The following is an 11,979-nucleotide window of genomic DNA, read 5'->3' as shown; positions in this document are numbered from 1 at the left end:
GCACGCGATCGCCGCGTCACAAGCAAAACGGGCGGGCCGCGCGCGATGCGCGGCCCGCCCGTTTGCGGATGTCGTCCGGCGCTCAGAGTCCGAGCGCGGACAGGTCCAGCTTGCCGTCCTTCACCGGCGGGCACCAGAAATACGCGCCCGTCAGCGGTCGCGTGAAGCGGAACAGGCCGTCGACGATGCCGTCGTCCGCGCCGCTCATCCGGCGCATCTGCACGTCGAACGCGCGGAACGAACGGCCGAACGCGACGAAGTAGAGCCCCGCGCGGCGCGCATCGGACCACGGCGACGAACGGCGCAGCATGAATGCCTCCGGCTCGAAGCTCTCCTGCGCGGTGCGCTTCACGTGCGCGAACTCGGGCGCGTCGTCGAGTTCCTCGTTGTCCGAGCGGCGGCGGCCGATGATGTGATCCATGTCGCCCGACGCAATGCGCTCCATCTGGTCGAAGTCGTGCAGCCATTGCTGAACCGCGACGAAGCTCGAACCGTCGAGCCCCGCGCCCTGCCCCGTGACGACCGCCGCGGCCAGCGCGTCGTCGCCGGTCGGGTTCTCGGTGCCGTCCTCGTAACCCGACAGGTCGCGATCGGTCGAATAGCGGAACCCGTCGACCGCGTCCTGCAGCACGAACGCCGGCGCGAGCGCCCGCTCGATCGCCCGCGCGCGCAGCACGAGTGCGCCGCGATCGTCGCCGCGCAGCCAGACCCAGACGTCGGCCGGCGTGATCGGCAGCGTACGGTCGTTCACCGCGAACGCCGGGTATTCGGTGAGCCCCGGAACCGGGCGGCCGAGATGCGCGGCCAGCGCCTGCCCGAAGCCTGCGACCGCGTCGCGCCCGTCGACGAGCTCGCGCAATGCCGCGAGCGCCGCGGCCACATTGACGTTGTTCGAAATCGTGAAAGTGAGGTATCGGGCCGCCGTGTCGATCGGAGCCAGGATGCCTTGCTGAACGTCGCTCATCGTTTCCTCAGGAGTGTATCGGGGTGAATCGGCGGGGCCGCAGCGGCCGGCGCGCAACGGCAGAGTGTAATCGATGCCGCCCGCCGCCCCGTGCGGCACCGCACCGCGGAACGCGCACGAAAGAGGGCCAAAACCCCGAATACTAACCGCATCGCTGCTGCAACGCCGCATTCGTCAGACGTTGCAGCGCGTCCGGCTCTGCTGATAAAATTCCTTCACGTCTTTTTCGGCGTCCTTTCAACCGTTCACTTCAGGGAGGTGCAGATGTTCCGAATGCCAGCAACCTTCCCGAACGTGGTCCCACGGCGCGGCTGATCCAGCCCGTCGTCCGCGCCGGCTTCCGGGTGCTCCGCTAACCCGCCCGCCTGCGCAATTTCCCGACAGCCCGTTTCGTTTCGCCCGCGTCGTGCGCGCGGTCCGGCTGTCGCGTTTTCGACGTTCTCCGAACCGGAAAGTCCCGTCGCGCGATGCGCCGGGCAACGATACATGACCAGAAAAACCACCCATCTGGGCGGCCAGGCATTCCAGGCCGTCTTCGGCTTCACGTTCCGCTACTGGCGCAAGCAGCCGGTGCGCATCGCGACGATCACGACGCTGGCGCTGCTCGGCGCGCTTGCCGACGTGCTCACGCCGCTGTTCGCCGGGCGCCTCGTCGATGCGCTGTCGAGCGGCCCGACCGACCGCGCCGCCGCGTGGCATGCGGCCGTCACCGCGTTCGGCACGCTGGCCGCGCTCGGCATCGGCGCGACGCTGCTGCGGCAGGGCGTCTACCTGAACATCATCACGCTCACGCTGAAGATGATGAGCGAGATCGCCGCGGCGTCGTTCCATCGCGTGCAGCGTTTCTCGACCGACTGGCACGCGAACAGCTTCGCGGGGTCGACCGTGCGCAAGATCACGCGCGGGATCTGGGCACTCGACCTGCTGAACGACACGGTGCTGATCGCGCTGCTGCCGTCGGTCACGATGCTCGTCGGCGCGACCGTGCTGCTCGGCACGCACTGGCCGGTGATGGGGCTCGTCGTCGGTGCGGGTTCGCTGCTGTACATCTCGGTAACGGTCGCGGTGTCGCTCGGCATCGTCGCGCCGGCCGCGCGGCTCGGCAACCTGTGGGACACGCGCATGGGCGGCGCGCTCGCCGACGCCGTGAGCTGCAACGCGGTCGTCAAGGCGTTCGGCGCGGAAACGCGCGAGGAAGCGCGGCTCGATCGCGTGATCGGCAAGTGGCGCCAGCGCACGCGCCGCACGTGGGTGCGCGGCACGTTCAACGGGGGGCTGCAGGGCGCGATGCTCGTCGCGATGCAGGCCGCGATGATCGGCGTCGCGCTGCGGCTCTGGGCGAACGACGAAGCGAGCGTCGGCGACATCGCGTTCTCGCTGACGATGTTCTTCATGCTGCAGGGCTACCTGCGCGACGTCGGCATGCACATCCGCAACCTGCAACGCTCGGTCAACGACATGGAAGAGCTCGTCGCGCTCGAGCGCCAGCCGCTCGGCATCGACGATCGGCCCGGCGCGCCCGCGATCCGGATCGGGCAAGGCGAGATCCGCTTCGAGCATGTGACGTTCCGCTACGGCAACCATCCGGTGCCGCTGTACGACGACTTCTCGATGCGCATCGCGCCCGGCGAACGCGTGGGCCTCGTCGGCCATTCCGGGTCGGGCAAGACGACGTTCATCAAGCTGATCCAGCGCCTGTACGACGTGTCGGGCGGCCGCATCACGATCGACGGCCAGGACATCGCGCAAGTGCGGCAGGATTCGCTGCGCAGCCAGATCGCGATCGTCCAGCAGGAACCCGTGCTGTTCCACCGCACGCTCGCGGAGAACATCGCGTATGCGCGCCCCGACGCGAGCCGTGCGGAGATCGAGCGCGCCGCGCGTCTTGCCAGCGCGCACGACTTCATCGTCGCGCTGCCGGACGGCTATGACACGCTCGTCGGCGAGCGCGGGATCAAGCTGTCGGGCGGCGAACGCCAGCGCGTCGCGATCGCGCGTGCGTTCCTCGCCGATGCGCCGATCCTGATCCTCGACGAAGCGACGTCGAGCCTCGACAGCGAAAGCGAGGTGCTGATCCAGCAGGCGATGGAGCGGCTGATGGTCGGGCGCACGACGCTCGTCGTCGCGCACCGGCTGTCGACGGTGCGCGCGCTCGACCGTCTGATCGTGCTCGAGCGCGGCAAGGTGATCGAGGAAGGCAGCCACGACGCGCTGATCCGCATCGACGGCGGGACGTATCGCCGGCTGTTCGAGCGGCAGGCGCTGGAACTCGCCAAGGGCCTGATCGATCCGCCGCGGCGCACGGCGGACGGTCATGCCGGGCCGCTTGGGGAGCCGGCGCAAGCCTGAAGGCGCCCCGATTGCAACCGGATGCGCGGCGCACCGCCGCCGCGGCCGGTTGCGTCATGCGGGACGTCGATGCGATCGTGAGGAATTCACGCGGCCGTTGCGTGCGTCGTCGATTCCATTCGATGGCGCCACGCGAGCCGCCGTGCGCTGCCCGGCAAACCCCTTGCGAACGAGGCGAGCCGGGATCACTTATCATACCGGCCAGGCAATTTGCGACGAAAGGCGGATCATGTTTACAGGCATTGTTCAGGGTGTTGGCGTCATCAAGGCCATCAAGGATCACGGCGAACTGAGAACGTTCAGCATCGAATTCCCCGAGCGGTTCACCACCGACATCGAGATCGGCGCGAGCGTCTCGGTCGACGGCGTCTGCCTGACCGTGACGACCATCCACTCGCCCGAGCTGATCGACTTCGACGTGATGTTGCCGAGCCTGCGCATCACCACGCTCGCCGACCTCACGACCGGCGCCCGGATCAACGTCGAGCGGGCCGCGAAGGACGGCGCTGAAATCGGCGGACATCCGCTGTCCGGACACGTCGACTTCATGGGAACGATCGCGAACATCGCGTCGTCCGAACACAACCGGATGATCCGCATCGGCGTGCCGGCCGATTTCAGGCGCTACGTGTTTGCGAAAGGCTATATCGCGATCAACGGCTGCAGCCTCACCGTGTCGGACGTCAATCGCGACGAAGGCTGGTTCGACGTCTGGCTGATTCCCGAAACGCGACGCGCGACCACCTTCGATGCGAAGGGCGTCGGCGACAAGGTCAATATCGAGATCGAGCGCAGCACGCAGGTCGTCGTGGATACGATCCGCGAATCGGTCAAGGAAACCCTCGGGGAATTGACCGGCGTCGTCACGACGTTGCTCGCGGAGAAGGGCATCGATATCGAGGAACTGCTCGCGCGGAACGTCGCGAAGCTGCCGAAGGCGTAACGGCGAAGAGCGCCGCCGTTCCCGCTGATGCCCGGGATCACCGGGCGTCGGCTTCCGTCGCGATGCGGCCGGCCGCCCAGCTCGCCGCCTTACTCCACCTCCACCTGCGCCCCCTTCCCTACCGCCACCCGCTGCGCGCGATAAATCCCCGCGTGTCCGGAAAACAGATAGGCGACCACGCAGGCGACGATCGCATACACGCCGACATCCGCGCCGAACAGTTCGATCGCCATGATCGTCGACGCGATCGGCGTGTTGGCCGCGCCCGCGAACACCGCGACGAAACCGAGCCCCGCCAGCACGGGCACCGGCAGCGCCAGCACCTGTCCGAGCGCGTTGCCCAGCGTCGCGCCGATGTAGAACAGCGGCGTCACTTCGCCGCCCTTGAACCCCGACGCGAGCGTGACGACGGTGAACGCGAACTTGCCCGCGAAATCGTAAGCCGGCAGCGGCCCGTGAAACGCGGCTTCGATCGTCGGAATCCCGAGCCCGAGGTACTGCGGCACGTTCAGCACGGTGGCGGCCACCGCGACCAGCAGGCCGCCGAGCACCGGCTGCAGCGGCGCATGGCGGATCAGGCGGCGAAACCACGCGGTCAGCGCATGCGTCGCGAACGCGAACAGCCGGCCGACGACGCCGAACGCGACACCCGCGACGACCGTCGCGGCCAGCCTCGTCGCCGACACGGCCGGCACGAACGGAATCGCATAAGCGGTGTGATGCACACCCCACGCGCGGCACACGACATCCGCGACGATCGCCGACGCGACGCAGGTCAGCAGCGCGTCGTACCGTACGCGCCCGATCGCGAGCACCTCGAGCCCGAACACGGCGCCCGCGAGCGGCGTACCGAACACCGACGCGAACCCGGCAGCGATGCCGCCCATCAGCAGCACGCGCCGATGCTCGCGATCGAGCCGGAACAGGTGCGTGACGCGATCGGCGAGCGCGCCGCCCATCTGCACGGCCGTGCCCTCGCGGCCGGCCGACCCGCCGAACAGGTGCGTGACGACGGTCGCGACGAGCACGAGCGGCGCCATCCGCTTCGGCACCAGCGCCTTCGGGTCGTGAATCTCGTCGATCAGCAGGTTGTTGCCGCGCGCGACCGACTGGCCGAACCGGTGGTAGACCCAGCCGGTCGCCAAACCGGCGGCCGGCAGCCCCCACAGCAGCCAGGGATGCGCGACGCGCGTGCCGGTCGCCCAGTCGAGCGCGATCAGGAACAACGCGGAAGCCGTGCCGGCCAGCGCGCCGAGCAACGCAGAGAGCGCGAGCCAGCGGCACACGTAGCGCACGGTCGCGAAAAAATCGGCAGAAGTCGAGAAAAACATGATTTCCAGATTCGACGGGACATCAAAACCTGGGCGGCAGAATACCGCATGGACGGCCTGCGACCTCCTGACGACCCAGGAACACGCAGGCATCATCAGCCGGGCAAACCGGCGGTTGAGGGCCGAACCGCGCGCGACGCGCCGGGATCGACCGCAGGGAGGCATGCCATCTCCGCAGGCGGCAATTGTACGCGACGCCGCACGGCGCGCGCAATGCGGCCCCGCCGGGGCCGCGGCGCGCCGTCAGTCGAGCGGCATGCGCGTCACGCGTGAAATCAGTTGCGGCGCGATCCGGTCGAGCGGCAGGATCGCCGACGCCGCGCCGATCGCCGCGGCCGCCTTCGGCATCCCGTAGACGGCGCTCGTCGCCGCGTCCTGCGCGATCGTGTAGCACCCCTTCGCGCGCATCGCCTTCAGCCCGAGCGCGCCATCGCGCCCCATCCCGGTCAGCAGCACGCCGAGCGCGTCGCCCTCCCAGCCGTCGGCGACGCTGTTGAAGAACACGTCGATCGACGGCCGGTACGGCGTCTCGGCCGGATGCCGCGTATAGCCGAGCACGCCGCGCGGCGAGATGTACAGGTGATCGTTGGTCGCCGCGAGCAGCACCTCGCCCGCCTGCGGCACGCTGCCCTGCCGCGCGACGCGCACGGGCAGCCGCGTATAGCCGTCGAGCCACTCCGCCATGCCGACCGCGAACGCCTGGTCGACGTGCTGGACGATCACGAGCGCAGCCGGAAAATCGGCCGGCAGCGCGCGCAACAGTGCGGTGAGCGCGGTCGGCCCGCCCGCCGACGCGCCGATCGCGATCAGCGTCGGCTGGCCGCGCGCGGGTGCCGGCCCGGGCGGCACGAGCGTCGTGGTCCGGCTTTCGAGCAGCCGGCCGATCTGGTCGATCTTCGCGAGCAGCGGCTGCGGCGCCGCATCCGACGGCAGGCCGAGCGCGAGCGTCGGCGTGTCGACCGCGTCGAGCGCGCCGGCCCCCATCGCCTCGTAGACCGACGACGTGTTCGCGCTGACGCTCGCGGTCACGATCAGGATCGCGCACGGCGCGCGCGCCATGATCTGCCGGGTCGCGGCCACGCCGTCGAGCTTCGGCATCACGAGATCCATCAGCACGAGGTCGGGCGGATGCGCGACGCAGAAATCCACTGCCTCGTCGCCATCGGTCGCCACCCACAGCACGCGGTGATCCGTGCGCAGCGCGATCACGCGGCGCAGCGCCTCGACGGCAAGCGGCAGATCGTTGACGATGCCGATGTTCATCCGCGTGCGTCTCCGATCAGGTCGTGCACCGCGTCGAGCAGCGCCTCGTCGTGGAAACTGCTCTTCGCGAGGTAGTAGTCGGCACCGGCATCGAGCCCGCGCCGGCGATCCTCGTCGCGATCCTTGTACGACACGATCATCACCGGCACGCGCTTGAGCGTCGGATCGCCCTTGATCAGCGTGACGAGTTCGATCCCGTCCATGCGCGGCATGTCGACGTCGGTGACGACCAGGTCGAACGCGTCGCTGCGCACCGCATTCCAGCCGTCCATCCCGTCGACCGCGATGGTCACGTCGTAGCCGCGCTTTTCCAGCAGCTTGCGCTCGAGCTCGCGCACCGTCAGCGAATCGTCGACGACGAGCAGGCGGCGGCGCCGGTCGGCGAGCGCGAGCTGCCGGTCGCGCGTGAGTTTCGCGAGCTGTCCGCCGCGCACGAGCTTGTCGACGGAGCGGATCAGGTCCTCGACATCGACGATCAGCACCGGGTCGCCGTTCTCGAGCAACGCACCGGCCGCGATGTTCTGGATCTTGTGCAGGCGGCTGTCGAGCGGCTGCACGACGAGCATCCGTTCGCCGAGGAAGCGGTCTACGGCGACACCGTAGAGCTCGGGCTCGCCGCCGACGACCACGACCGCCGTGCTCGCGCGCGCGACGCCGGGCTCGCCGGCATCGAGCAGCTGGTGCGCGGCGACGAGGCCCGCGCGCCGGCCGTCGAACGGAAAATGCGGCTGGCCTTCGAGCACGTCGATGTCGTCGTGCGACAGTTCGAGCGTGCGGCGCACGTGCGCGAGCGGGAACGCGTACGGCTCGCCGCCGACCTCGACCAGCAGGCTGCGGATCACCGACAGCGTGAGCGGCAACTGCAGCACGAAGCGCATGCCCGCGCCGGGCTCGTTGAAGATGCGCACCGCGCCGCGCACGCCGCGCACCATCTCCTGCACCGCGTCGAGGCCGACGCCGCGCCCCGACACGTCGGTCACCGCATCGCGCATCGAGAAGCCCGGCAGCAGCAGGAATTCGAGCAGTTCGGGATCGGACAGCCGCGCGGCCGTCTCGTCGTCGGTCAGGCGCTGGCGCACCACCGCCGCGCGCAACGCATCCATGTCGACGCCCGGCCCGTCGTCGATCACGCTGACGAGCAGCGAGCCGGCGCTATGCCGCGCTTCGAGCGTCACGCTCGCCTCGGCCGGCTTGCCGCGCGCGAGGCGCGCGTCGGGCGCTTCGACACCGTGGTCGATCGCGTTGCGCAGCAGGTGGCCGAGCGGCGCGTCGAGCAGGTCGAGAATGTCGCGGTCGACCTGCGTGCCTTCGCCGACGATCGAGAAGCGCACCTGCTTGCCGAGCGAGCGCGCGAGATCGCGGACGATCCGCGGATACGCGCGCGTCGCATCGCCGAACGGCCGCATCCGGCACTGCAGCGCCTCGTCGTACAGCTGTTCGGCGATATGCGTGCTGCGCCGCTCGAAGCGGTCGAATTCGTCCATGCGCTCGGCGAGCGAACGCTGCAGGTCGTTGAGCATGTGCCGCACTTCGTTCACCGATGCGAGCACGCCCGCGTCGAGATCGTCGGCAAACTGTTCGTACAACAGATCGAGCGAACGGGCCGCGTCGCGCTGCGCGCGCTTCACGCGCAGCATCGACTCCGCGAACGGCTTGAGCCAGCGCGATTCGACGAGCGACTCGCCGGACAGGCTCAGCAGCCGGTTCAGCGTATCGGCCCGCACGCGGCGCATCGCGCCCGCGCCGGCCGCGCGGCCGGCCTGGACCGGATCGGGCACGGCCGCCGGCAGCGCGAGCGGCGGCACCGCGGCGCCGGCCCCCACGGGCTCGTTCGCGGCGCCGTCGTGCTCGCGAGACGGCACGACGGACGGCGCCGCGGCCGCCGGCGGCGGCGCGAAAGCCGGTGCCGGCATCGCGTGCGCGCCGTCGGCGCCCGTCAGCGCCAGCGCGAACGCCTCGATCTCCGCCGGCGACACGGGCTGCGCCTGCGGATCGGCGACGCGAACCAGCAGGTCGACGCCGGCCAGCAGCACGTCGACATGCGTGGCCGTCAGCGCGATCGTGCCGGCCTGCGCCGCGACGAAGCATTCTTCCATGCGCCCCGCGATGTCGACGCCGAGCGGCACGCCGACGATGCGCGCGGCGCCCTTCAGCGAATGTGCGGCGCGCATGCACGCCTCGAGCGCGACGGAGTCGGGCTCGCCCGACTCGAGCGCGAGCAGGCGCTCGGACAGCGCCTGGGTCTGCGTGCGCGTCTCCTCGCGATACAGCTCGAGCAGCGACAGTTGGCTCAGATCGTCATCGCCGCTCATCGCATGCTCCGTGTCACGGCGTCGAACAGCCGATCGTCGTCGAGCAAGCCGATCGACTTGCCGCGCCACGACAGCACGCCGCGCGACAGGCCGGCGCTCGCGCGCCCGACCGTCGCCGGCACGGGCACCCATTCGGATGCGCCGAAGCGCAGCACGCCCTCGACTTCGTCGACCGGGAACACCACCGGCTCGCCCTGGTGCGCGGCGACCAGCAGCCGCGTGAAACGGCCGTCCGCGCCACCCTCGCGGCCCTTGCCCGCGTCGAGGCCGAGCAGCGCGCCGATCGAGATCGCGATGCGCAGCGTGCCGCGAATGTTGACCACGCCGCGCACGGCCGAATGGCGACGATGCGGCAGCGAATGGATCGGACGCGTGCCGGCGATCTCGCGCAGCACGCCGATCGGCAGCGCGAGCCATTCGTCGGCGACGCGAAACGCCAGTGCCGCCTGATGCGTATCGTCGTCGCCGTGCGCGCGGGTCGCGTCGAACGCGCTGATCCGCTGCGTCGCGTCGGCCAGCTCGGTGGCGCCGAGCGGGCGTTCGAGCAGTTTCGCCGCGTGATACGCGTAGACCGGGCAGTTCAGGCAGCGCAGGCAATCGGCCAGCCGCTCGCACGAGCGGTCGCCGTGCGTGCCGATCCGGTTCCAGCAATCGTCGACGCCGATCGTCGTGTCGTCAGTGGCAACGGCGTCGCGGTTCATTCGTTCCTCGGTCATCCCGATGTCGGCTCCCAACCCGTACTCTCATTATCCGGCCGAGCGCCGCGCACGCTCGAGCAGCCATTGCGCGCCGGCGCCGTCGCCGCCGACGTCCAGCAAGGTCGCGAGATGCGTCAGCGCTTCGTGGTGCGTCGGCCGCAGATACAGCGCCTTCCGGTAGAAATCGCCCGCTTCCGCGACCCGCCCGCGCGCATCCGCGATCAGCCCGTTCAGGTAGAACGCGTCGGCGTGCGGCCCGGCGTGCGCGGAGAACTGCGCGAGCACGCGCTCGGCCTCGTCGAATGCGCCCGCATTGGCCAGCGCCTGCGCTTCCTCGAGCGTCGGCGCGGCGCCGTCGGCGGCCGCCGGCGCGGGCGCGGGCGTGTCGGCCACGTTCGCCGCATCGCCCAGCGGATCGACGCGCGCGTCGGCCCGCGGCCCGAACGCCGTCGGTCGCCCGGCCGGTTCAAAGGCAGCGCGCGACGGCGCGGCATCGCTCCACGCCGGCGGGACGACGGCCAGCAGCGGGCGCGTCGCAGCCGGCGGCGCCACGGCGAAACGCTCGGCGCGCCGGTACGGCGCAATCGCGGGTATCGGCGCCGCATGGCGGGCCGCGTACCCGTCCGCCGCGGCGCCATCGCGCCCGCGATGAAACGCGAACGCGAGCGGCACGCGGGCCGAACGCATCCCGTGCCGCATCGCGACGCCCGTTTCGGCCGGCCCGACGAACAACATGCCGTCGTCGGCGAGCGCGCTTTCGAGCGAACCGATCACCCGGTCCTGCGCGTCGCGGTCGAAATAGATCAGCACGTTGCGGCAGAACACGAAATCGTAGCGGATGCCCGTATCGGTGCCCGGTTCGACCAGGTTCGCCTGGCGAAACTGCACGCACGCGCGCACGCGCTCGTCGAGCAGCCAGCCGTCGGCGACCGGCGTGAAGTAGCGGCCGCGGAACTCGGTCGCCGTGCCGCGAAACGCATTGCGCCCGTAGCAGCCGAGCCGCGCCTGTTCGATCGCGCGCGGGCTCAGGTCGAGCGCGTCGATCGTGAAGCTGGCCGGCTCGAGCCCGGCGTCGAGCAGCGCCATCGCCGCCGAATACGGCTCCTCGCCGGTCGAGCACGGCGCGCTCAGCACGCGGATCACGCGCCCGGGCGTCGCGGCGAGCCGCTCGGCCGCGTGCCGCGCGAGCGTCGCGAACGCCTCGCGATCGCGGAAGAACCACGTCTCCGGCACGATGAACAGCTCGATCAGTGCGCGCCGTTCGTCGGCCGACGCGTTGAGGTGCTGCCAGTACGCGTCGAGCGCTTCCGGCGTGACGGGCGGCCGCGCCGCCGACGGCAGCCGCTCGCCGTCGCCCTGCAGCGCCTGCACGCGCTCCGTCAGCGCGCGGCTCAGAAAATCGTTGCCGAGCGAATCGGGGTCGATGCCGGTCTCGCGCAGCAGCCAGCCGCGAAATCGCGAATCGGATTCTTTCATGCGGATTCCCCTCCGTGGCCCGGCAGGCCGTCGAACAGATACAGGCGCGCAACGTCGTCGATCAGGTCGGACACCGAGACCTGCTGCACGATCCCGTCGGGCGTGTTCGCGACGCGCCCGAGCCAGCGCGTGCGCGCGGTCGATACGCCGCTGGCGCGGAACGCCGTGCGGTCGATCCGCAGCGTCTGCGTCGCGCGCTCGATGATCAGGCCGATCACGCGCTCGCGGTCGAGCTGCCCGGCGCGGTAGCGGACCATCACCAGCCGCGTCGAACGCAACGCATGTGCGCGCCGTCCAAGCGCGAGCATCGGCACGTCGATCACGGGCACCGGCTGGCCGCCGCGCATCAGCAGCCCGGCGATCCATTCGGGCGCGCCGGGCACGGCCTTGGCGGTCGCGAGCGGCAACACCTCGTCGATGTCGGCCGCGTCGAGCGCGTAGCGCTCGCCGTCGAGCTCGAACATCAGGAACAGCGCGTGCGCGGCGCCGTGCGACTCGACGCGCGTCACGCGTCGACCTTGAAGCGCGACACGCTGGTGCGCAACTGGTTCGCGACGAGCGTGAGGTCGTCGATCGCCTGCGACGACTGGCGCAGCGATTCGGCCGTCTGCTGCGCGGCTTCCGACAGCTGCGACAGCGCCTG

9 protein-coding genes and 1 riboswitch are annotated in these 11,979 nt (G+C 70.3%); of the genes, 2 read left to right on the top strand and 7 right to left on the bottom strand.

Annotated features, from left to right (window positions below; all coding sequences use genetic code 11):
* Positions 1 to 82: 82 nt before the first annotated feature.
* Positions 83 to 964, bottom strand: coding sequence for a Dyp-type peroxidase (locus DIE17_RS28325; protein ID WP_124486480.1), 882 nt, complete (start codon positions 962 to 964; stop codon positions 83 to 85).
* A gap of 486 nt (positions 965 to 1,450) precedes the next feature.
* Between DIE17_RS28325 and DIE17_RS28315 the strand changes: the two genes are divergently transcribed.
* Entirely contained in the window at positions 1,451 to 3,313 is a 1,863-nt protein-coding gene (locus DIE17_RS28315; RefSeq protein WP_124646457.1) for an ABC transporter ATP-binding protein, read from the top strand.
* Between the two features lie 229 nt (positions 3,314 to 3,542).
* Entirely contained in the window at positions 3,543 to 4,256 is a 714-nt protein-coding gene (locus DIE17_RS28310) for a riboflavin synthase subunit alpha (protein ID WP_124486482.1), read from the top strand.
* 89 nt (positions 4,257 to 4,345) lie between these two features.
* Here DIE17_RS28310 and DIE17_RS28305 read toward each other — a convergent pair whose 3' ends face one another.
* The 6 genes from DIE17_RS28305 to DIE17_RS28280 form a co-directional block, all read right to left on the bottom strand.
* Positions 4,346 to 5,587, bottom strand: a complete 1,242-nt coding sequence (locus DIE17_RS28305) for a voltage-gated chloride channel family protein (RefSeq protein ID WP_124667582.1) — start codon at positions 5,585 to 5,587, stop codon at positions 4,346 to 4,348.
* A 79-nt stretch (positions 5,588 to 5,666) separates the two neighbouring features.
* A riboswitch (Fluoride riboswitch) is annotated at positions 5,667 to 5,770 on the bottom strand.
* Between the two features lie 60 nt (positions 5,771 to 5,830).
* A complete protein-coding gene (locus tag DIE17_RS28300) occupies positions 5,831 to 6,850 on the bottom strand; it encodes a chemotaxis response regulator protein-glutamate methylesterase (protein ID WP_044846626.1) in 1,020 nt (339 codons plus the stop codon).
* Complete coding sequence (locus DIE17_RS28295; protein WP_124667583.1) at positions 6,847 to 9,162, bottom strand: hybrid sensor histidine kinase/response regulator; 2,316 nt, start codon at positions 9,160 to 9,162, stop codon at positions 6,847 to 6,849. The genes DIE17_RS28300 and DIE17_RS28295 overlap by 4 nt, the downstream gene beginning before the upstream one ends.
* Positions 9,159 to 9,863: a chemotaxis protein CheW gene (locus DIE17_RS28290; RefSeq protein ID WP_124667585.1), complete on the bottom strand. Its 705-nt coding sequence runs from the start codon at positions 9,861 to 9,863 to the stop codon at positions 9,159 to 9,161. The genes DIE17_RS28295 and DIE17_RS28290 overlap by 4 nt, the downstream gene beginning before the upstream one ends.
* A gap of 45 nt (positions 9,864 to 9,908) precedes the next feature.
* A complete protein-coding gene (locus DIE17_RS28285) occupies positions 9,909 to 11,336 on the bottom strand; it encodes a protein-glutamate O-methyltransferase CheR (RefSeq protein WP_124667584.1) in 1,428 nt (475 codons plus the stop codon).
* Positions 11,333 to 11,845, bottom strand: a complete 513-nt coding sequence (locus tag DIE17_RS28280; protein ID WP_124486486.1) for a chemotaxis protein CheW — start codon at positions 11,843 to 11,845, stop codon at positions 11,333 to 11,335. The genes DIE17_RS28285 and DIE17_RS28280 overlap by 4 nt, the downstream gene beginning before the upstream one ends.
* Between the last annotated feature and the right edge of the window lie 134 nt (positions 11,846 to 11,979).

The organism is Burkholderia sp. Bp9099, from assembly GCF_003857805.1.
Classification (GTDB): domain Bacteria; phylum Pseudomonadota; class Gammaproteobacteria; order Burkholderiales; family Burkholderiaceae; genus Burkholderia.
The sequence above is the reverse complement of the archived record's forward strand: the minus strand, read 5'-3'. Positions and strand labels throughout refer to the sequence as shown.